Source organism: Couchioplanes azureus, from assembly GCF_014648355.1.
Taxonomy (GTDB): Bacteria; Actinomycetota; Actinomycetes; order Mycobacteriales; family Micromonosporaceae; genus Actinoplanes; species Actinoplanes azureus.
Genome location: NZ_BMQY01000013.1, coordinates 25657 through 47574 on the forward strand (window position 1 = coordinate 25657; position 21918 = coordinate 47574).

The 21918-nt window shown below is 66.6% G+C and carries 18 protein-coding genes; 10 read left to right on the forward strand and 8 right to left on the reverse strand.

Annotated features, from left to right (window positions below):
* Positions 1-432: 432 nt before the first annotated feature.
* Positions 433-2460, forward strand: a complete 2028-nt coding sequence (locus tag IEY99_RS30865) for a hypothetical protein (protein ID WP_189207639.1) — start codon at positions 433-435, stop codon at positions 2458-2460.
* A gap of 121 nt (positions 2461-2581) precedes the next feature.
* Here IEY99_RS30865 and IEY99_RS30870 read toward each other — a convergent pair whose 3' ends face one another.
* On the reverse strand, positions 2582-2968 hold the full coding sequence (locus tag IEY99_RS30870; RefSeq protein WP_189207640.1) for a hypothetical protein: 387 nt from the start codon (positions 2966-2968) through the stop codon (positions 2582-2584).
* 269 nt (positions 2969-3237) lie between these two features.
* Here IEY99_RS30870 and IEY99_RS30875 point away from each other — a divergent pair, with 269 nt between their 5' ends.
* Complete coding sequence (locus IEY99_RS30875) at positions 3238-3714, forward strand: DUF4279 domain-containing protein (protein WP_189207641.1); 477 nt, start codon at positions 3238-3240, stop codon at positions 3712-3714.
* Between the two features lie 104 nt (positions 3715-3818).
* Here the strand turns inward: IEY99_RS30875 and IEY99_RS34640 are convergent, their stop codons facing one another.
* A complete protein-coding gene (locus IEY99_RS34640) occupies positions 3819-4712 on the reverse strand; it encodes a DUF2716 domain-containing protein (RefSeq protein ID WP_229799400.1) in 894 nt (297 codons plus the stop codon).
* A gap of 56 nt (positions 4713-4768) precedes the next feature.
* Between IEY99_RS34640 and IEY99_RS30885 the strand changes: the two genes are divergently transcribed.
* Both IEY99_RS30885 and IEY99_RS30890 read left to right on the forward strand, forming a co-directional pair.
* Entirely contained in the window at positions 4769-5296 is a 528-nt protein-coding gene (locus IEY99_RS30885; RefSeq protein WP_229799401.1) for a hypothetical protein, read from the forward strand.
* A gap of 62 nt (positions 5297-5358) precedes the next feature.
* Positions 5359-6276, forward strand: a complete 918-nt coding sequence (locus tag IEY99_RS30890; protein WP_189207642.1) for a tyrosine-type recombinase/integrase — start codon at positions 5359-5361, stop codon at positions 6274-6276.
* A 252-nt stretch (positions 6277-6528) separates the two neighbouring features.
* Here the strand turns inward: IEY99_RS30890 and IEY99_RS30895 are convergent, their stop codons facing one another.
* Positions 6529-7731, reverse strand: coding sequence for a DUF418 domain-containing protein (locus IEY99_RS30895; protein ID WP_189207643.1), 1203 nt, complete (start codon positions 7729-7731; stop codon positions 6529-6531).
* Between the two features lie 627 nt (positions 7732-8358).
* Here IEY99_RS30895 and IEY99_RS30900 point away from each other — a divergent pair.
* A complete protein-coding gene (locus IEY99_RS30900) occupies positions 8359-8622 on the forward strand; it encodes a hypothetical protein (protein ID WP_189207644.1) in 264 nt (87 codons plus the stop codon).
* 1284 nt (positions 8623-9906) lie between these two features.
* The gene (locus tag IEY99_RS30905) at positions 9907-10983 is read left to right on the forward strand and encodes a hypothetical protein (protein WP_189207645.1); all 1077 of its coding nucleotides are present in this window, start codon (positions 9907-9909) and stop codon (positions 10981-10983) included.
* A 722-nt stretch (positions 10984-11705) separates the two neighbouring features.
* Here IEY99_RS30905 and IEY99_RS30910 read toward each other — a convergent pair.
* Complete coding sequence (locus IEY99_RS30910; RefSeq protein ID WP_189207646.1) at positions 11706-12164, reverse strand: hypothetical protein; 459 nt, start codon at positions 12162-12164, stop codon at positions 11706-11708.
* 54 nt (positions 12165-12218) lie between these two features.
* A complete protein-coding gene (locus IEY99_RS30915; RefSeq protein WP_189207647.1) occupies positions 12219-14684 on the reverse strand; it encodes a polymorphic toxin-type HINT domain-containing protein in 2466 nt (821 codons plus the stop codon).
* A 730-nt stretch (positions 14685-15414) separates the two neighbouring features.
* On the opposite strand from IEY99_RS30915, the gene IEY99_RS30920 reads away from it, so the two are divergent.
* Positions 15415-15828, forward strand: a complete 414-nt coding sequence (locus IEY99_RS30920) for a single-stranded DNA-binding protein (RefSeq protein ID WP_189207648.1) — start codon at positions 15415-15417, stop codon at positions 15826-15828.
* Positions 15829-15902: 74 nt separating this feature from the next.
* Complete coding sequence (locus IEY99_RS30925; protein ID WP_189207649.1) at positions 15903-16346, forward strand: single-stranded DNA-binding protein; 444 nt, start codon at positions 15903-15905, stop codon at positions 16344-16346.
* Positions 16347-16446: 100 nt separating this feature from the next.
* On the opposite strand, the gene IEY99_RS30930 is transcribed toward IEY99_RS30925, so the two are convergent.
* On the reverse strand, positions 16447-16707 hold the full coding sequence (locus IEY99_RS30930) for a hypothetical protein (RefSeq protein WP_189207650.1): 261 nt from the start codon (positions 16705-16707) through the stop codon (positions 16447-16449).
* Between the two features lie 812 nt (positions 16708-17519).
* On the opposite strand from IEY99_RS30930, the gene IEY99_RS30935 reads away from it, so the two are divergent.
* Positions 17520-18896 carry an NsdA family TPR-like regulatory protein gene (locus IEY99_RS30935; RefSeq protein WP_189207651.1) on the forward strand — a complete coding sequence of 459 codons (1377 nt, stop codon included), beginning with the start codon at positions 17520-17522 and terminating at the stop codon, positions 18894-18896.
* Here the strand turns inward: IEY99_RS30935 and IEY99_RS30940 are convergent.
* Positions 18805-19821 (reverse strand): NAD-dependent epimerase/dehydratase family protein, encoded by a 1017-nt coding sequence (locus IEY99_RS30940; protein WP_189207729.1) that lies wholly within the window; start codon positions 19819-19821, stop codon positions 18805-18807. The genes IEY99_RS30935 and IEY99_RS30940 overlap by 92 nt on opposite strands.
* A 721-nt stretch (positions 19822-20542) precedes the next feature.
* Between IEY99_RS30940 and IEY99_RS30945 the strand changes: the two genes are divergently transcribed.
* Complete coding sequence (locus IEY99_RS30945; RefSeq protein WP_189207652.1) at positions 20543-20890, forward strand: hypothetical protein; 348 nt, start codon at positions 20543-20545, stop codon at positions 20888-20890.
* A gap of 379 nt (positions 20891-21269) precedes the next feature.
* On the opposite strand, the gene IEY99_RS30950 is transcribed toward IEY99_RS30945, so the two are convergent.
* On the reverse strand, positions 21270-21746 hold the full coding sequence (locus tag IEY99_RS30950) for a hypothetical protein (protein WP_189207653.1): 477 nt from the start codon (positions 21744-21746) through the stop codon (positions 21270-21272).
* Positions 21747-21918: the final 172 nt, after the last annotated feature.

Sequence of the window (21918 nt, forward strand, 5' to 3'; positions counted from 1 at the left end):
TTATTGGAGGTCGGAAGCGACGCCGCGACACTCATAGCACTAACATGCCGCTGATCGAGGGCTGCTCTGATGTTGGCACTGCGCCGAACTTGTGCGACCGACCGTTGAAGTCGATCAACTAGGCTTTGTCACCCGTTCGGGCACCGATCGGATTCGCCCTGCGCGGGTGAACGCTTTCGCGGACGCTGAGCCCTCGGATCCTGCCTACCTCCGGTCTCCCAGCTCCCACTGACGCCAAAATTGCGCGGCTTGCCCTCTTGCGGTGTTGTAGTTTTTGAGCTTCCAGCCGATGGCAACGTGGAGAGCGGAGGGTGCGTGCCTGTCAACCGCCGCGAGGCGCCGACTAGCCGTCGTTCGGTGGGGTCCGCGCCAGGCCGGGAGTTTTTTCTCGGCGCATCCCCGATACCTGCCGACAACATGCCCCGGCCTGGGATGCGTCGGCTCAACCTGCCGACGGGCGCGGCGCTCGCCGACGTGCAGCGAAGGCTGATGACCCATGCCGCCGGCGCAGCGAAGCGAATTCCCGCCTTGCTACACAAGATCTCAGCGACCGCCACTGCCGCGGACCCGCTCACGCTATACGCCCAGCTTCACGTGTTAGCTGCCATGCACCGAGCGAGCCTTCCCGGGCCCGTCGCGTTCGGCATCGACGCGCTCGTGGAGTTCTACGGCGGCTTGGTTACCGCGATGCCGACGGACGACGTGGTCGACCGGCTGGGCGTCGAGGTCCATCCGTCGACTCTTTTCGAACTGGAGCGGCTGCTCCGCGCGTACGGCAACGCCGAAAATCTCGCCCACCAAGCTCGGGTGGTCCGTGAAGGCGGACTGGACTCGTTAACTCGGGCTCGGCATTTGCTCGAGTTTGAACGCCGGTTCGACCGAATGATGGGTTATCCGGCGCAGCTGCGGCCAATCTTCAGCGCCATTGTCGATCCGCTCGACGAAAAGACCATCAAGGTTCTAGGCTATGCGCTCAGTGACGCATTATCTGCTGCTGATGCATACAGCGAGGTGGTAGCCGAGCGGACGGCCGAGATCGTTGAACGGTTCAACTCGGCCAGCGAACTGGCTACCATCCCGCAAGATCATCAAGCCCGGGTCCAGGCGTTGGCGATGCGGATGGGGGGCATGGCGTCCTCTTGTGCTGCTCAGATCGAGGACGACCTCCCCGCGCTGCTTGCCGAACGCGCCCGCATCCCCCAAGAGCGACTGACTGCGGTTCTGGAGGCGCTGGCAACCCCTCTGGGCAGTCAGCCCGAATTTAGTGCGCTCATGGACACGAACCGGTTGCGCCGATATCCAATCGTTCGCTTGCCGGACGGGCGGTATCTCTGGCCGAGGCCCGTCGATTTCATCCAAGAAGCGCTCGACTGGGCAGGAGAAGTCTGCCAGGCAGACCCGAACCTGCGCAAGTTTTTTGACAAACGCAGACAGGATGCATGCGAAGAGCTGACGCACCAAGCACTGTCCGACGTGTTCGGTACCAGCGATGTGCACAAGGGGTACACCTACCCGGCAGAGGGCCGACCCGACATCGATGTGCTGGTGGCGACCCCGGGCGCCACTATAGTCGCCGAGGTCAAGGGCGGGCGCTTCACCGAGCCGGCTCGCAGGGCGGCTCCCGACAGGATTCGAAAGAAGACCGGCGAATTCGTCGATAAAGCGCTCTCCCAGAACGCGCGCACTATTGCTCACCTGGAATCGGGGGCGGCCGGTCTGCAGGATCCGAAGCGGCGCCCCGTAACAATCCCCAACGCCCCTAATGCGGTATCGATCATCGTCACGCTTGACCGAGTGGATCCATTTGCCACGCATCTGCCTGATGGGGGTAAACGATCGGGTGCCCCCGCTGCCGGAACCTGGCTCGTGACACTCGCCGATCTTCTGATGGTGACGGACATCTTGCGTCATCCGGCTGAATTTTATGCCTACGCCCACACCCGCGCGGCCATCAATCAGGCTGGCGGCCCGCTCATCTTCGTCGAGACGGATGCGGTCGGGGCATGGTGCGAGGGACGCATTGAGCCGGTTCACGTTGAACGTGGTCAAATCAACTTGCTCGGGACGACGTCGGAAATCATGAATGACTACTACACCCACATGCCCGATGACGGAGATCAGCCCGTTCGTCCTTCCACCGGTGTGCCGCGCGAAGTCCTGGCGGCGCTTGACGAAGTGCTCCGGGACCGGCCAGAGCATTGGAGGAACCTCTCAGTTTCCGTACTCGCGGCTCGTCCGGAAAATTGGCAGAGTCTTCGAAAAGCGCTTCGGCAGCAAGCAGTTGGAGGCGCGGCAATCGCCACTACGCGACGCGCTCGAAAGCGCGCACGTCGAGCGTGCGGCGGAATCAAGGTTGGCCGGAATCTGACGGTGTTCCTGGCTACTGACCTACTTCCGCAGCAAGTGCTAAACGAAACCATCCTGGTAGTCCGCCCGAATATTGACACCCCAGCGGTTTGAACCGTTGATGCCGGTCAGTTGGGCGCACTGTCATGCCGCGATCCGCGGGCCACGCAGCGTTACGGCCGCCGGGCGCCGACCGGTGCCCGCTCGTGCCGATGAGCAGACCTGCCGATCGGACTCACTCTTGGGGGCCGTCTCCCGTTCGGGCCACGCCCTCGCGACTGAGATACCGAACCGGCTTGCCGAGCGACTCCGCGTAGGCAATCTCCCGTCGGGTTGACTCACCTACGTAGCCGCCGGGATCCACGATGTACACCTCGTCGGCCATGCGGATCTTTTGGAAGTGCACGCGGCCAAGCCGCCCTTTCAGGTCCGAGCTGTCGGCTGTCCAGTCGTAGTCCGGAAGGTCGGGGAGGGTGAACATTCCGAGGCTTATCACGACGCAACCTTCCATCGTGAGCCGCTGGTTGACCTCCGCGAACTCAGCCTCAAACTTGGTCGAGCCGCAGAGCGTGATGACCTTCGCCTCGCCCTGGGCCGGCTGCGGCGCCTGCTGGTCCTGCATGAGGTTCATGATCGCTGAACGGCAGGACGAGTCTCTCGCCGCCCCTGGACGTCCGCTCTTGCCGCTGTCCGTGCGCGCTGGCTGCTGCATCAGGGATCACGCTGCGTTCCCTCTCTGTGGCCGCCGGCGCAAGCTCGGCGAGTTGTGCGCGTCATCAGCGACCATCGCCAGGGTCGGGCAAAACCGGCGCGACGTGGCGGCAGGCCCTGCACTACGGTCGGTGCCCGATGCCAGAAGAAGAGCATGTCACCCATACTTACGCCACCTGCGTGCAGCGGGCGTATCTGTACTTGGTCCGAGACGTCGACGTTGGCGAGCCGCCGTACGAGCTCGACGAGCTACGGCAGATGGCGTTCGACCCCGACGACGTCACCCGCCTGGTGGGGCTGGAGCCCACCAGGGCCTGGCAGCGTGGTGACCCGCATCCCTACGCGCCACTACCGCGTCGATTCAGCCGCTGGGCCTTTGAGTTGGCCGAAGTACGGACGTACGTGACCGAGGAAGTTGTCAGCCAACTGCTGGACGCGATCGAGCCTTATGCCGCTGGCATCGCTGACGCGTGTAGCACCCTAGGAATGCGGGCCGGCGTCGCGGTGGTCATTACGATGAGCGGGGGCCGCGACACCGTTGCCGGTGGCCTCCACGTTTCCACCGCCTCCATCACGTACATAGCGAGGACTCTCCAACGGTTGGCCGGCCTTGGCTTGTCTGTAGATCACGACCAGTACGTTCTCCTGCCTGACTAGCGTGCCCGGCAACAGCGCGCGGCGCACTCAACTGCCGCCTCCCGCGCGCTCCAAAGCGTTCGGTTGACACTCGTGTGGCGGGAGCTAGGGCGGTTGCCTTCCTATTACCGGTTGCTGCGTTTGATGGGAAGCCAGCTCGTGAGTGTCGGTACCAGGGCGGACACCAGGGGCTCGCCGAAGACGCAGAGTGTCTGCTCCCAGGGGTGTCCGAAGGTGCCAGTGTTCATGTCCTCGGTGAGGAAGATGTAGTAGTCGCCGTTCGGGAAGACCGTCGTGGGCCATTGCTGATGTGGTTGGCAGGCGAACCGGTGGGGCCAAAACCGGTAGGACTGGTGCTGCCAATCAAGTACGACGAGGCCGGTGTCGGCGTCCAGTACACGTGTCAGCGCGGCCAGGGTGAGGCTGTCGACGGCGGCCGCGCCGGAAGCGAACTGTGCATGACCGCCGGCGAAGATGGGTTCGAGGTCGATGGTGACCGACGGTCCTGGTTCTTCGATTGCGGGCCAGGACCGCATGCCGGGCCGGAACGCGAAGCGCTGGTTGAAGGACGCCCAGTACGGGTCATCGGCATCCATGGGAATCGGTACCCATGCAGGCGGAGCTGGGGGCGGGATTTCGCCCAGGTGGTCGGTGGTCCCATGGACGATGCCGGCCAGGCGTTCCTGGAGGCCGCGCAGCACGGTGATGGTGTCATGGTCGGTGAAGCCGGTATCAGCCGCCCAGTCGCGTGCCCAACCCAGGGTCTCGCTCGCGAACGCCAGCTCCGTGGCAAGGAGAAGGCGGCGGCAGTCGCGACGCGACATGGAACGCGCCGTGTCGAGGATGCCCCCGAGCCGGCCAACGTCCGAGCGCAGCTCACGGCGATCGGTGTAGCCCAGGAGGTGAACGACCGTGTCCCGGTCGCCTTCCGGGCGCTCCCACTCCATGATGCCGAGCCGAAGAAGCTCTCGTTCGACCGGCGTGAGCTGGGTCAGATCAACCTGCATTTCCAAGTCCACCGGCTGATCATGCAGGAACCAGCACCCAACCGCGTGCTCATTTGCCACACCGTGCGGTGGCAGCCTCGGACGATTCCGCATGGTCACCGATGCCGTACGGTCCCGACGAGTGGATCTCCCGCCATGGCTGTGCCCGTCGATGGCTGCTCGGGCACGATGTTTTCATGCCGCCGGAAGCTACCGCCTACGTCCCCAACGAGCTGTTGAGCCGTCTCGTCGGCTACCGCCTTTACTCGGTGGAGTTCGTCATGGACTACGTCCAACTACGCTTCGACGGGCCAACGGAAGACATGCCTGTTCTCAACTGCGAGGTATTGCCCGTCGTGGAGACACCGACAGGCTCGATAGGTCCCGGGCAACTGGGCTGGGCCGACGCGCTGCGCGCACTCATCCCGGGTCAGGTAGTCGCGACAGCAGAGGAAACGGGCCGCGGCCTTCGGATTGAGTTCGACCAAGGGACGGTCTGCTTGCATCCCTCCATCGACGACGTGCCCGGCCCAGAGATCGCCATGCTGACCGGATTCAAGGACAGGCGTTGGATGTGCTGGCGCCCCGGAGAAGAGTCGTTCGAAGACCTTGTCTGACGCACTGTCATGCCGCTTGGGGCGTGCTGGCGTTCAGCAAGGGCGGCAACGCAGCGTGAAGCATGGCCGCTTCTTCGCTCTCGAAGTCGGAAACCCTGTTCTCTGATCATGTGGTTGTGCAGGCGGCGGTCGCCGCCTATCTCGGCCGATACCGAGGCCAGACCCGCCTGCACGCCGAGTCGGATCTGCGGGTCTTCCTGCACTGGTGTGCCCGTCAGGACCTTGACGTCTTGGCGGCGGTGCGGGCGGACATCGAACGGTACGTGCGGTGGCTGCAGGACGAGGGCTGCTATCAACCTTCGACGGTCTCGCGCCGGTTGTCGGTCGTGGTGGTGTTTTATCGCGTCTGCGTGATCGACCAGATCCTGCCGCACCCGCCAGCCGACTACGTACGCCGTCCTCGGGTGCCGGCGGAGTCGCCCACGCTGGGCCTCGGGCATCTGCAGTTCGAGGCGCTGATCACTACCGCCCGACTGTCGACCAACATCAACGACTTCGCGCTGGTGGCGCTACTCGGGCTTCTCGGGCTACGAATCTTCGAGGCTTGCGGGCTGAATATCAGCGACCTCGGCGAAGAACAAGGCCACCGCGTCCTACGGGTGCGCGGCAAGGGCGGCACGGTCGTGCTCGTCCCGCTGCCACCCGCGGTCGCCCGTGCCGTCGAGCGCGCGGTCGATGAGCGCGAGAGCGGGCCGCTCCTGCGCAATACCCTCGGTCGGCGCCTGGACCGGCACGCCGCGACCCGCCGCCTCAAGCGACTGGCTGCCGGTGCGGGAATCAGGATGCCGCGGATGCACCCGCACATGCTGCGGCACACCTTCGTCACCACCATGCTCGATGCCGGCGTCAGTCTGCGCGATGTCCAGATCGCCGCCCGCCACGCCGACCCACGCACCACCATGCGCTACGACCGCGCCCGCCGGAACCTCGACCGGCACCCCAACTACATCCTCGCCGCCTACATGGCCTCCGGAACATGAGCCCGACGCGCGACTTTGCCGATGTGCGGCTATCCGGTGATGCGAAGCGAGCATGGCGGTGGCGGAGCTGCGACTCGACCAACCCTGGTCCGTCGGGACTTGGTGCCTGCTCGCGCGCACGAATCCGCATGAGCCCAGCAGCGCCCGCTATCAGTCGACACAACGGCGGGCGGCGCTCAGGCCAGCCCGAAACCGTCGATCACGTCGACCCTTACACGTGAGCAACCACAAGAACGCGCCGCCAGAAACTGGTCAGGTGGACCGAGCCGCGTCCCCGGGCTGCGTTGTGGACCGGCCACCGTAGGTGACTCGTCGCACCAGCCGCTCGAAGGGACCCCTGTGCCCCGACCAGCGCATCCAGTCAGCGAGCAGCACCGTGCCTGCCCAGGTCGCCGTCGCAACCACGGCAGTACCAGCCACGGACAGAACGTCGGAGAGGTCCAGAAGTGCGGGCGTGAAGATCATTGCCCACACCAGCGACTGCATCAGGTAACACGTCATCGAGCGCTGACCGGTGGCGGCGATCGCCGCGGCTACCCGATTCACCGGACGCCGCAGCCGGACGGCGAGCAACGTCAACAGCGCGGCGTACCCCACACCGCCCAGCACCCCGGTAGCGGCGTGCAATGCACCAATCCAGGAGAAAGCTCCCAGCTCCGGCGGCGTGACGATGCCGGCCAGTACCAGCGAGACAGGCTGAGCACCCAGCACCGCTCCGACGAGCCCTGCCACCGCCGCCACCTGCAGACTTCGCCGGTGATCGCCAGGACGTTCCAGCAGCCGGCGGCGACCGGCCCAGAGTCCCACCGCGAACGGGCAGAGGAACATCAGCGGGCCGAACAACGGCGTAATAAGTACGGAACCGACCCGGTCTGTGATCATGTCAGCCAGATTCGTCGGCAGCTTCGTCGCGTCCGGACCTTCACCAGTCATGAACATCGAGGCGCCGCCGAGCAGCGCGTACAGAGCGAAGGAGCCGAACGCGACCAGCAGCAGCGACCTGTCCTTCCAGCGGATCATCCAAACGCCCACGATCAGCAATACGCCGTACGCGGCCAGGATGTCGCCCTCGAAGAAGAGCAGCGCGTCGACCGTTCCCACTCCGATGAGAACCGTGCAGCGCCGCCAAAGGAGCCGGGTTACCCACCGCGGACCGGCCGACTCATGGCGGCGGGCGAGCTGCGCGACGCCGTATCCGAAAAGCAGCCCGAACATCGGGAAGGCCCGGCCGTCAACGAAGGTCGTCAGGGTCCAGATGACAGCCCGGTCCACCGGCGAGCCGTCCTGGGGGTACCCGCCCAGCACCGTCGCCCCGCGCAGGAACAAGTGCGTATTGGCTAACGCAATGAACAGCAGCATCGCGCCCCGCGCCAGATCCAGCCCCAAAACCCGGTCTCTCGACGCAACAGGACCTTCCGTCACGCTAACTTCCGGGTCCATGCTCGCCTTCAGCATGCCAGCCGTCCCACCATCCGGCGCTCTCCCGCTCGTCATTTCCACAGCTCATCAGCGGCGTGCCGCGCCTGGCACCTGGGAGTAGGCCCGTGATCCACTTGGTCGACGGCCACGCGCCGGTCACCGTCCACCGTCACTGACCGTTCAGCATATCGAGTGATCGCAATCTAGACCGTACCGGTAGAACGACCTCCGCACGGATGCAACGCATAGATCATCTCGATGGTGCCGACCACCCCTCTGAGAGCCTGGGCATGCGGACCCGCCCGGCGAGCACCCCGCCTACCGCGCTACTCGCCCAAGTATCCGGATCCGCCGCTGATCATGCGCGCCGGCTCCGCCGTAGCGTCACGCTCCGTGTCGGCGTCTCGGCGTGCCAGCACACACCCATGCCGGTGAAGGCTGTGCTGGTGTCTCGTCCTACCCTCGCCAGGTGGCAGAGGAAGACGTTGCAGAGAGTGTCATTGATCGCCTGATCCTGGCTCTGGCGGCGCAACTCGCTCTGTCAAAGGAGCCGGTCCTGGCCGTCGGCGCGGCCGGGGCGCTCGCCGATCCGAGCAGAGCCGAGGCCGAGCGCTCTTTGGCCAGGCAGGCCATCTCGTCCACTACGACGCGGACACCGAGCCGGTGGAAATTCTCATCCAGGCGGTCACGGCCGTCCTCCGTGCCGGGGCCCCCGAAGACGCCCCGTTCAAGCCGGGCGACGAGGTCAGACTCGTCGGCGCACTGCCGGAGACCCTCGCGGGATATGACGAGACGTGGCTCCGCACAACCAACTTCACCGTCCGATACGTCAGCCCAGGACCGATGATCGCCGTGCAGTCCCATCTGGTCGAAGACTTCATCATCGCGACAGTCCCGGCGGCCGCCGTCGAACGCGTTCAGAGGTAATCAACGCCGCATCCGCTCATGCCGCTATCTGCGCTCGGGCCGACCGCCGCCGTCGCGACCGGTGGTCGGCCGTCGCGGATCGGCGTCCTGTCGCGCCACAAGCAGTTCATCGCCGGTCCGGGCCGAGAGCTCGTTGTCCTGGTTCTGTCAGGATCTGCTCATGGATGGGACCTGGAGCTTCACAATCGAGGATGCGTTCCACATCGCCGGGCGAGGCACTGCAGTCATAGGCCGAGCTGAAGGGACAATCCCGGCGGTCGGTTCAGTCGCCTTGTGTGCTCGAGGAGCGCACCGCGTCGTTGAGCGGGCAAGCGTGCAATTACTCGACCGCCTGCGCGATGGTCAACGTGAGGGTGTGCCCGCGCTCCTTCTCGATGGGGTGGGCATGGACCAGCTTACTGCAGGGACGATCGTCCACTCTGTCGATCGTCCATGCCCGCCAACGACGCACTGATCTGCCGCCGTCCGCCCGCGGCGACCGCCGCGAAGCTGTCACGCAGCGTGACGCACGCTCGTGTCGATGACAGTGCACGAGCCGCAGTCTCGGGTTATCGACTGCGGTCAGTCATCTACTTCAGGGCCAGGCATGCTGGCCGGTAACTGCGGGCGGCCGCATTTCTCGATGTCGCGGCTCCATTGACGTGCGGTCGAATCCGCCGCTGCCCTACCCTGCACCCGTAAGCACCGCGGTTGGTGGTCGTCGACGTCGTCCAGCAGGTAGGCCACTACCGGCCACCTGCCGGAGACCATGCGCGCCGGCCACACCACCACCGTCGCTAGCAAGGCGCCGACCCAGCTGAGCAGCCACCACGCCAACACGGGAACCCCTATGAGGAGGAACAGCGGTCCCTGCGCATTTTCGAGCAGCTCAAGAACCGAGGACCCGGGGCGCCACGCCAGACGCCGACGCCCGACCCGCCACCGCACCCACTGTCCGGACTCCAACCGGCACTGAACCAGCACACCCAAATGATGAATCACTCGCCCCGACGCCGACCCCAATATGACTCTTCGGGCAGCTATAGCCAGCGATTTTGACGGAAGCAGACAGGCATGCTCGGCAGATGCCGACCCGACGACACGTGCATTGTTCTGCCGCGAGTCGCGCGCTGGCCGCTCGGGCAACGGTGCGGGTTCGGTCCCAGTTCCGTGGATCTGCCGGCATTCCAGGATCTCGAACGCCCAGTGGGTGATCCGCCGATTCCTACGACATCGCGCATCGCCGTCAGCCGGTGCACGATCATGGCATAGGGCGCCGCCAGGCGCGGGGAGGTGCAAAGTTCCATGGTGACTGTGTTGCTCGACAAGCCGCGTGTCTTCCTGTCGTATGGGTCGGCGTCGCTGGCGTGCGGAGACGACATTGGCGAGCTCGACGACCTTGACGCGCCGTGGGCCGACGAGAGCAACGGGCTGTGTGGCGCCTGCGTGCCGGGCTACCTGCAGCTGCAGGTCGGCACGCACACCGGGTGGGTTCCATTCCGGCTCGAGCTACACGACACAGAGCCGCCGCTCGACCCGACGTGGGAAGAGGTCGTGGAGGTCTCCTTCACGGCACTGTCGCAGCAAGCGTCGCTGACAGGACTCATGAGCGACTCGCATGAGTTCACCATGCCCCCTGGCGACTACCGGGTCCGCTACTGCGTTCGCGGCTTCGAGGAAGCCGACCAGGTCGAGCAGACACCGGACTCGTACCTGCTGCAGTTCTGGCCCGGCGCGCCGGCACCGGGCCGCATCGTCAAGCAGACCGGTGAACGGGCGGCCTACTGGCACCGGGCGCGGCGCACCCTCACCGCGCAGGAACAGCAGGACTACCAGCAGGCCGCAGCCGACCAACTCGAACAACAGGCACGCGAGCGGTGGGGTGACCGCGTACCGAACGCTCGGCTACGACGCACCTTAGAGTTAGGCGTCGGTCTCTCTTCCGACGCTCTTTCTCGGATCGACATCGACCTCGAGTTCGCACTGGCTGACGCCGACGACCGGACTCACCGCCAGGTAGCGGCGTGGGCGGCGTTGCAGTGCCTGGAGCAGGCCGGACTGATCGGGCTGCCACAACTCGCCCCGGCCGTCGCCGCGCTGCGCCGAGGCGACCCGGCCCCGCCGCCATTCAACGACTCCGGCCATTGCTGGGGCGTGCTCAGACGGGCGCAGCCACCCCGCACCAGTCTGCCGGTACCACCCGATGGCGAATACGAGCAGTCGCCGCAGGACTGGGCCATCACCACCCTGTTCCACTCAGCCGACGACGACTCCCTGGTGGCCGTGCTAGAGATCGTGGTCTGCCTGGCCGTCGTGCACGGCCGCGACGGCTACCGCCAGGCCCTCGCCGACCTGCGAACACAGTTCCCGCAGTTGCGATGAATGTAGCCGGTAGGTCGGTCGACGGCGCACTGATCTGCCGCGATCCGCAGGTCCAGCGGGGCGGATGGGCCGCCGCTGAGGGCGCTGCGACAGTGCTCGCCAAGCTCAAGGCTGCAGGCGTTCACCAGCAGTGTTGCGCCGACCACATGATCCGCCCTGCCCTCCGGGGTGCCATTCAGCCCGTTGTGATCACGCGTCACCGCGAGGCGGCACGACAAGCACCGCGGGCATCGCACACGTGGACCGGTACGCACGCTCGCACTGACCGGAGAGCTCCAGCACACCCACCAGGCGCCTTGCCGGCTGCTGCACAACGGCCACCGCATTGGCGCGGCGGACGCACCAACCCCGTTTGATCGGGCGGCGTTTCCGGCTCGGGTAGCTCGCCGTCCGCGGCGGCATCGACCAGGCCGCGGTGTGGTCCGACTTGCCGATGCAGCAGCCAGCGTGGGCCTCGAGTTGGTCGAAGCACAGGCGTGGCCAGGTCCGTATGGACTGCCGGACTTGAGCGACACCGCCGCTGAAATTCCACCCGCTCGGGTCTCGACCATGCTGGGTGTCCTGGCGTCTTCGATGGCCGGTACACCAGCAGGTCGCCCCATGACCAAATCAGCGAGTTCGGGATCCCGTCTCAGATCCGTGGAAGGATCCGAGGCCAGCCTTGCCTCCAAGCTGACTTTTGGGCCAGCGATCGGGGTCCTCTTCGCCGCGTGGTCGTGGTCTCAGTCGTCGGCCGGCGGACGGCGAGCGGCTCCCGGAGGCGCTTGAAGGACCTCTTTAATTCTCTGCATGATGTCGTGCGGTTCCTCGGTGTGAGGCTTGCCGGACATCGCTTCCAGGGTGGCTTCTGTCGCGGCGAGCAAGGTTGTCCGCCATGGCTCGATTTCGATGTCGCCCGCCGCTAGCGTCTTCGGTACTCCACCCTTGTCGGTGTTCGCCTCGACGGCGACCAGCCCGCCGGCGATCCGGCGGTAGTACAGGTAGAACGGCCCATCGAAGAAGTACGAGAACGCATCCGGGGCACCGTGTGCGATTTCCTCGTACGCCGTGGTGGCAGAGCTGAGCACCGCGATCGAGAAATCATTCCACCGGTTCTCGGGGAACGCGACACCGTCCAGCGTCAGCCACACATCGGCCGTGACGATCCCGTCAGCACTCGAGGGTGTCGTCAGGTCGCCCACGCGCCATGTCAATGTACTCATTCAGTCCTCACAGTCGACGCCCTGCGGGGTCAATTACTGGGGGTAGATGGATCGAATGATGCCGGTGTCCCGGTTGATAATGAACTCGTACAATTTGCCGTCCACCCGCGCCTGAGCCTGGATCATGCGGTTGTTGCTGTCGTACCCGACCTTCCTGGGGCTGTTGCGGAACGCTGCGGCCGCCACGCGCTCGACTTCCGCTTCCGTCGTGCCGGCTGGCCACAGGTCACTACGAGAACGGACTCTAGCGCCGCCGACGAAGTGGCCGCTCTTGACATGTTCCATGTCCACGCCACCGTACGTCCTGGGCAGGTTGACGGAACCCAACGACCTGCCGTCACGCGCCATCGGGCAGTTGTGGACCAGCACCGCCTCATCCCCGGCGGCGACGTAGTAGGTGTGCAGGTCCGCGACCGTCAGGTTGTCCATGATCTGGTCGCCGGCGAAGGACCGCACAGCCGCAACGGTGACTTCACCGTTGTCGGGAGTGCTCAGCCGTGTGCCGACGGTGAGATCTTCCGCGTCGACCCATTCCTGTAGGCGCGCGACCCAGAACGGGTGCTCATCGGTCGTGTGCACAACATGCTGGTTTCCGTCCGCTCCGGTCACGGTCACGTCGGTCAGGGCAGTGTCGCGGTGGGCGTGAACAGCCGTCACTGCCTTCGGCGTCGCCATGCCCGAGACCGGGTGCCCAGCCAAGACTGAGTCTCCCGGCCGCACGTCGGCGATCGCCCGACGGCTCCCATCACCCATCAGTACCGGGGTGTCAGGCCGGAAGCTGTTGAGGCACGCTTCCCCGACTGCGCCCCGTTCCCGGGCGCCGATGTAGTGCAGGCCGTCGCCGGTTTCGGCGTAGATGCGGCCGTCGCTGCTGTAGACGAGGCGGCCGCCGCCATCCTTGAGAACGGCCTCGGTCCAGGTCACACCGGCGGAGTTGGGCACACCGGCCGGCGGGCTCGTCAACGTGCGCGTGACCCAGGTCGCGGGCAAGGCCTTGCCGTATCGCAGGGCCTTGACCCCATCCTGCGCCTTGCGCAGCGACTGAGTCGCCTTGTTGAGCTTGCCAGTGACCCCGGCAACGTCGCCGACCTTGCGCAGTCCCTTGAGGTAGTGCAGCAGGAAGGCCGCGCTCAGGGCCCGCTCCGGACCGCTGAGCTCCTGGCCGGTCGCGATGTCGCGACCGTGAATCGCGTCCAACACACCCTTGCCGTCACCGATGCCCGGCGTGAGATCGAGCAGCAGCGACATCATGGCATCGCGGTGCTCAGACTCCTGCAGCCGCGCGAGGTGCTGTTCGGGGGTCAGCGTCTCACCGAACGGGTTCTCGAAGCGATCCATCGCACCCTTGAGCGAGATGCCACTGCCCAGCAGAGCCTTGACGTCCGGCATGGCAGCAACCGCGCCGTTCATCTGCGCCAGGCCCTTGTTCATCTGGACGAGGGCGCGGTTCATCTCGTCCATGCCTTGAATGGCCTGGGCGATACCGCGGTTGGCTTCATCCATCCCACGGTTGGCCTCATCGATGCCCTGCTTGAGGCCGACAAGACTCCTGTTGACGTCCTTCAGCGCCGAATCCATCTTCTTCAACGCTTTGTTGGCACCCGCCACCGACTTGTTGGCCTCGTCCAAGGTCTTGTTGAACTCCCGCAGGAGGTTGGCGGAGTCCACGAACGCCTGCAAGACATCTTCCACGGCCTTCGTCGCAGCGGTGAGCTTGGCGACGGTGCTCTTGAAGCCGGCGGACAGCTCGGCGCCGGTCGGCAGGAGGTTGGCGAGGGCATCCCGCACATCGGCGAAGCTGCTCCGGACGTACCGAATGGTGTCCGCGGCGCTCAGCTGCCGCTCGCGGCGATCTGCAAGGTCCTTGCTCCAGGCGGCACCGACGACGGTCAAGTCTTCGCTGTATGCGGTGGCGTCCCGCAGTGCCTCCAGCAGGCCCGGAACCACCTTTTTCGGGTCGGTGACCTTGCGCTGCTCGGCCAGCAGCGACTGCAGCCGGGCTACCCGGTTCGGCGCCTCGCTCAAGCCGCCCCGGACATCGGAGAGAATGGCCTCGACATCCGCGGTCAACTGCGGCAGACCACTGCGAAACACGTTCACGACCCAGACGAGCAGCGTGGCCTGCAGCACCGTGCTGCCGACCCGCAGCCCGGTGTCGGCCAGGCACTGCTTGATCCGCTGGTACCGGGCGCTCAACGTCGGCGCCTCCACCTTGTCGACGCAGTTGAGGGCGGCCGCCAAACTGAACCCCGCGTCGGTGGCGCACTTGTGGAACTGGCTCAACCGGGCCAGCTTCTGCAGAAGACCATCCGTGTTCGGATCGACGCCCGGATTCAACACCGCATCGGCACACTTCTGCAGGGCACCCAACCGCGGACCGCTCGCGCCCGCAGACGCCGCCGACGCGGCCTTGGCCCTCGGTGTCACAGCAAGCGCCGGACCCGAGTAGCCCACCAACAGCGCGACGACCAACACGGACGCCAGCAGAGTTCTCTTCACGCCTTACAACCCCCGTCGACCTGCGCCCCCTCGCGGGCGCCCGACGACCCTACTGACCAGTAATGGCCGGGCGCAGTGTGACCTCGCGGGCCGTGTTCGGCAACACACAAGTCGCTGCTGGTTGGAACCGCGTCGATGCGGTGCTTTGGCCCCTGAGCCCGCCTGCACGGGATCCGAGCCGCTCGAGCCGCACCCGAAGCGCGGACACGCGGCGCGCAAAGACCGCCTGCCAAAAGTCATCCGCACGGGCAACCTTGCTTCGCCGCTGCACCGAGCTCGGCTGACCGCTGAACCGAACGCCGGTACGGCCGGCCCGTGCATGGGTCGCGGGCGAAGGAGCAGCCCTGGGTGCCATCAATTTCGTGACGCGGCGCGAGCCGCGGCGTATGCCAGAGCTCTCATCGTGCGTGCGTCCGGCGCGATCCACCGGCAACGCAGCTCACCGGTCAACGCTGCGCAGACCGTGTGATCCGTGCAGCGTGCGGAGCTGCCCACGCTGAGGGACTGAAGGTCAGCCCACCCGACCCGACGGCGCTAAGCCCCGATGCCGAACATCTTGGCGACCATGTCTCGCTGCGCTCAACGCCAAGATCTTCCGCCCTGGGACTTGCACCCCCGGGCCCAGGGCGGGCTTTGACCGGCCCCATCAGCGCGGCACCCCGAACACCCGGATCGCACGAGCCGGCACCGGGACCACACCGCACCAGCATCGCCTGAGGGGAGACCCACCGTGGAGTTCGAATTCCGCTTCGAAGGCAACCTGGCCGAGGACGCCGAACTGCGCATCACCGATACCGGCCGCAGCGTATGCCGGCTGCGGGTCGCGCACACCCGCCGCCGCCGCGACAACGACGGGCAATGGCAGAACCAGCCGGCCATGTGGGTCGACGTCACCGCCTGGGAAAAACTCGCCGAACGCTGCGCCGAGCTGCGCAAAGGCGACACCGTCCTGGTCACCGCCCGCGACGACGTGCGCATCTGGGCCTTCCAGCGCCAGGAGGACAACTCCCCCGACGGGCGGCTGCAGGTCACTGCCGCCAACGTCGCGCTGAGCCTGCGGTTCAGAAGTGCCCAATCCGTTGTGCCGGAGTCCGCCGGCTTCGCCGACGAGCCGACGAGCCACGAACTCGAGCCCTCTCTCTAGCCAGCACGGGTGGGACCGGTTCACGCGGTCCCACCCTCAGCCATCACCCACACCGAGACACCGAGGAATCCGTCATGCAGTTCGTCGCCATCATCGAAGGCACCCTCACCACCAGCCCCGTCACGGACAAAACCCGCGACGGCCGCGAATTCGTCCAACTCAGCATCGTGCACCGCGTCACCTACCGCGACACCAGCGGAAAACAGGTCAACGCCCAACCCATGAGCTTCGACATCCTCTGCTGGGGAGACCTCGCCAGCCGAGCACGCAACCTCCACCGCGGCGACACCATCATCGCCGACCTGACCCGGCTGCTGCCCTACGACAACAACGGCATCCTCGGCATGAAGGCCTACGCCCGCAACGTCTCCGTCAGCATGCGCTACGCCGAAGCGCACGCCGGCCCACAAGTCCGTCAGCGCCGCGGTGACCTGGTCACCACCGCGCACGGCGAGACAGTCACCGCCGACGCGTACCCCGAGATCGTGACGGACCGCGAACTCATCCAGCACCGCTGAAACCACTGCGGGCCGTCGCGACCATCTCGCGACGGCCCAACCGATGTCCAAGCGGCGGCGGTATGTAGACAGGCCCACCTGCACCATCGCGGCCGCGATCTCAACAAGCGTCCGGCTTCGAAGGCCGCCGGATCGCGTCGCGCAACGCCGACACCCGCACCGACACGTACCGGAAACCCAGGGATCGGTCCCAAAAGACCTCGTCCGCCTGCAAGGCCACCCACTGATCGTCGTCGTCGCCGTTCACAGCTTCGACGACGCGGACCAGGATCTCGATGTCACCCGTGCCGTACCGGTAGTCGTTGTCGGACAGGTGTAGGCGCAGGCCGACAGACAGCACGACGCCACCGACGGCCGGCACGCCGTCACCCCCGGGTCGGGCGGTCATCAACGTCCGCAGGGCCCGAAGCACTGTGGCCACGGCCCCGCGCCATCTGGGCGGGGGTCTGACGATCGATCCAACCGCGCTGGGGCAGCACCTCGGTGTGCCCGAAGGCCCACGCCGGCTGCTGCGCCGAAACCTGCGCGATGCGCCGCTCCTGGCACGGCCACCGCAACCCGCACACACACCGCCGGCGCAGCCATCGGCGCAGCGGCCGATGCACCACGACATCCATCGGCTCACGACGCCCGGCGGACACAGCCCATACGCCTTTCGGGGTCGTCGACAAGATCCGGTTCCCCACGGTGATCAACGCGCGCGGCGGGCACCGTATCGACCACCGTCGCGGGGCCGTCCCCCGGCCGATACCGAACCGTCACCGCCTGCCGTGAGGCCCGCACCACCAGGCCGGGACGCCGCCCGCCACCACGTTCGATCCATACCGTGGCGTCGATGCCGTACGGGCGGTCAAGGTGCACGCTCAGAGGCAGGGCTGTCTGTATAGGCAACGCGGCGGCTCTACTCGGCATCGCGGACCCTTCCTTCTCAACTGTCGCTCTCCCGACTCGACGGCAACCAGTGGCTCCTCGCTGGCCTGTACCGCTCCAGGTCGCCACAACGGCCGCTCAACGCCTCGACGTCGGCTACCGGACGAGATCGACTCTTCGCCCGCACGGCTGCCGCGACCATGACGCCGGCATGCCGCTTAAATGCCCTTGCGCTGTCGCCGTCCCCGCCGTGGTTGGTCCGGGCCTACGGTGACAGGACCGCCTGTCCTTGAAGGAGCTGAGATGGTCGAACCAGACCCGGCTACCGTCCTCGAGCTAGAGCTACGCCGGCGGCACTGGAGCCGCGAGCACGCTCTGGCCGAGATGGCGCGCACCGCCCGCGAGATGGGGGTCCGCGGATACACGCTGAGCCTGCGCCAGCTCGACCGGTGGCTGTCAGCCCAGGTGCACATACCTCGCGGTCCGGCGTGCCAGGTCGCGGAGCGGCTCTTCGGCCTGTCCATCGAGACCCTGCTCGGTCCCGTCGCCTCTCTCGCGCCCGCCACCGCGGTCGACGAACCGCCGACCGAGGCCACGGCGACGCTGACCCTGCGCGCAGCCGCGCAGGCTCGCCGTCATGCCCGGGCCGCTGCCGCCAGCGTGGTGGACGCAGTCAGCGTCGAGGCCCTGCACCTCGAGGTGCGCCGACTGGCACGTGGATACGCCAGCACCGCCCCACAGACCCTGCTCGCCGATCTCGTCGACACCCGCGACGGCGCCTACCAGCTCCTGAGATTGACTCGCCGGCCCAGCGACCTCGCCGAGCTGTACCTGATCGCCGGGCAGGTGTGTGGCCTGGCCGCGACGACGTCCTGGGACCTCGGCGACACGGCCGCCGCCGACGACCTCGCCGCCGCCGCATGGACGTACGCGCAACTGTGCAACCACGCCACCCTGCGCGCGTGGGTCCGCAGCGTCCAGGCCACCATCGCGTTCTGGTCGCACCGCCCCGCCGAAGGCCTGCGCGTCGCCGAGGATGGGCTGCGCTACGCCGCCGGCGCATCAGAAGTCCGGCTGCACGCGATCACCGCCCGAGCGTGGACAATGCTGCCCCGAGGCAGCGACCGCGCCCTCGCTGCTCTACGCCGTGCCTTCGACGCTCGAGAACACTCCCGGGATACCGATGAACTGGCCGACAGCACCGGCGGAGAATTCGCCTTCCCTCCAGCCCGGCTGGCACTGTGCGCCGGGGCGGTCCACCTCGGCCTCGGCAACGGCGCTCAAGCAGCCCGCCACTCAGCCGAAGCGCTGCACCTGTACCGGCAGACACCGGCACCCCAACGCCGCTGGGCCGTGCATCACGGCGCACTCATCGATCTGGCCACCGCCCGAGCCCAGCAAGGCGACCTCGACGGCGCCTGCGACGCACTCGAGCCGGCACTCCAGCTCGAGCCGGCCCGGCGCACCGCCCGCCTGACCGGCCGGCTGCAGACCTTCGGCCGAGTCGTCGCCGACTCCCCACACCGCCATGCGCGCCTGAGCCAGCAACTAACCGGCGCCGTCAAAGACTGGATCGCCAGCGCGCTGATCAACGCGCCGATAGCCGCGCTCGCCACCGCTCCAACAACTCCCGCTCCCGCGCCAGGCCCAAGCCGTGCATCGACTCTCGATCCGTGGTGACCGGCTGCCCACCCGCCGACAGCCACGCCCACGTGTCGGCCACCGTCTCCACCAGCGGCCGGCAGGTCAGCCCAGCACCCTCAGCCCGGGTCGTGTCGATAGCCCAGGTACCCGGCGCGGTACGCCACATCGGCAGCTCCACCCACTGCTGCACACCTTGATCAGCGAGCCATTCACCGTCCACCCACCGCACCGTCGCGGTCGCGCCGGTCGCCGCCAGGCACGCCTCAACCAGATGACCCCAGGTATCGCGGCCAACAGGTCCGGCCACGTTGTACGTCCCGGACGCCTGCTGCTCGACCAGACGCAGAATGAACGCAGCCAGGTCCCGCACATCGACCGGCCTCAGGACATCACCCGAGGCTCCCGGGGCAAGCAGCTCGCCGCCAGCAGCTGCACGGCGCAACCACCAAGTCAAACGACCGCCGTACTCACCAGGCCCCAGGATGACCCCCGGACGAAGCACGACCAGGCGCTGCTCGTCGACAGCCCGGGCTGCGGCCGCCTCAGCGCCTGCCTTCAACTGGCCGTACACGCCGGTCCCCCACGACCAGTCCTCCGGATCAGCATCCGGGTCCCCAGCTTTAACCGGCGATCCTTCGTGCACCGCCCGCTCGGGCCAGTCACGGTAGGCGCTGACCGTGGAGACCAGTACGTACCGGCCGACAACCCCACGCAGCACCCGAGCGGCAGCGCCGACCTGCCGCGGCACGACCCCATGCACATCGACCACCACATCCCACGGACCATGACCGGCCAACCGGCGCAGATCCGCCGCGTCGGTACGGTCACCCCGCACCACCGTCACCGGGCCGGGCGGAGGGGCTGAACGGCCCCGGTTGAACACCGTGACCTCATGGCCGGCATCGTGGCCGGCCATGACCAGGGCCCGGCCGACGAACCATCCACCACCCAGCACAAGCATCCGCACGCACTGATCCTGACAAGTCCCGAGCCAACGCCGCTAGCTGGCAGCGGCCGAGAGCATCGGCGGACACCGCGCAACATGCCAGGGTCCGTCTGTGCTGGCCGGTACTGCGTCGCGACCCGGTGGAAGAATCCCTTGGGATCCGCTGGATGTGATCGCGCTGTCGTCGACTGATCAGCGCGAGTACCGCAATGTCCTGGGCTACAGCCATCGTTGAGCAGCGTCGGTGCGGACGGTCCGGCAGGCGCCTCCGCGCGGTGGGCCGCCCTGGATGATCGCGCTTGCTGACCCGCCGGCCCTGGAGGGCCGGTAAATCGGAAGCGGCCTCCGGCCGCGCTGCCAGAGCACATCTTCGGCCACTGGCTCCGCCACCAGTGTAGGTTGCGCCCGCCGTCCACCAAATCCGCCGCGGGCTCCCAAAACATCATGCACACCCCGCATGATCTTTCGCTCGAAACCCCCGCACCGAATTTGGCTCCCGTCGGCCGCAACCAGGCGAGCAAGCTCGCCGCCTGCGGCCGAAAAATGCCGAGAGGCAAACCCCCCGCCAGCCGCCGCGCGAACACTCGCTCGACGCGGCCCGCGAATGCAGGAAGAAAACCAGAATTCCCCCAACGTTTATCGATATGGATCGATAATAGCGATACAATGGTAAATAGCCAGGGAGGGCAAACCCTGGCGACGCTGATCAACACCACAAAAGAAGAGAGGAACCGCCGTGAGCCGCTACGACCTCACACCCCACAACGCGCACACCGTCTCGTGTGTCGTCATCGGATGGGACCGCCCCCTAGGCTCCTTCTTCACACACGTCTACATGACCGACGACGACAACCCGTTCGACGAGCCCACAATCGGAATCGGCGACGACTTCCACGAAGTCACCGAACCCACCGCCGCCATCGAACTGGCCAGCATGTACGCCGAGGTCCCAGAAGACATGAGTGACATCCTCACCGCCGACGCCGCTCACGAGGGCTACTGCGCAACCCCCGCCGTCCTGGGCATCCTGCACGCCGCCGCACAACCGACACCGAACACCGACGCCTGGCCCTGCCCCTTCTAGAAGGGCACCCACAGCCCGGGGACCACCACCGTCCCCGGGCATACTTCTGCACTCAACCCGCACGCCCGCAATCGGCGGCATTCCGCGCACACTCCCAGGTCGACGCATCCAGCACCGAAACTCGATCTGCCGCGCCGATCACCCACGGCCAGACGACCAGGATGCAGACAGGCTAGAGGCCGACGGCCCCTCTCGGGGACACCTCCACGGGAGATGTACGGGCAAGTCCGTCGGCCAACGCTGACCAAACACACCGACGCATAGGCGTCAGCAGAGAGGCCGACCCCAGACTAACCCGCCCCACGAGCGGCCTCAACACCACGATCTACACCCACCGCCGTAGGTCCTGTGCTCGCTGTCCCAGCCGCCATCCAGCCCTTCACCGGACTCCCCCGGTCCCCTCATCGGCCGCCGTAGGCGGCGCGACCGAGCCACCCGCCGCGTCAAGAGATGACCGCAGTCCAACCGCGACCGCAGGGCGCGCAGACCGAGCGCTCCCACGGGGACGCCCTCGGCGCCGTGTCACCGGCACGCCATCGGTCAACTCGCCCAACCGCGCGGTGACCTCATCCACCGGCGCCCGCTGCTGCCCCAGCCGCACCCGCGTCGGTGTTTCCTGCGTCAGGGCCGCCGCGACATCCGAGGCCATCAGCGAGGCGAGCACCGCCAACGCGACATCCGCACCTCGCTCCGCTTCCGCCACCATCCCATCCCAGCGCGCCATTTCCCCTGCACGCCGTTCCTGTACCCGGCGGACCGCCGCGCCCGCGTCCGTCGCCGCTTTCAGCGCGGCGTGCTCTGCCGCATGCCGCCGCCGCAACGCCTCGATTGCACTGTTAGTCATCTTGCTGGCCATGACATCGACGGTACCGATTTGCTGCCCTTGTTCTCTACGTCTGACGTTCATTGAATGTTAGTTCTAATAGGTCCTGAGATCATTCAACGATGCGCACACCATCGCTCATCTGCACAGATTTCAAGCAATCCTCCAACCCGTTCTGAGAGTAGGCACACCCCCTGGCATTCCA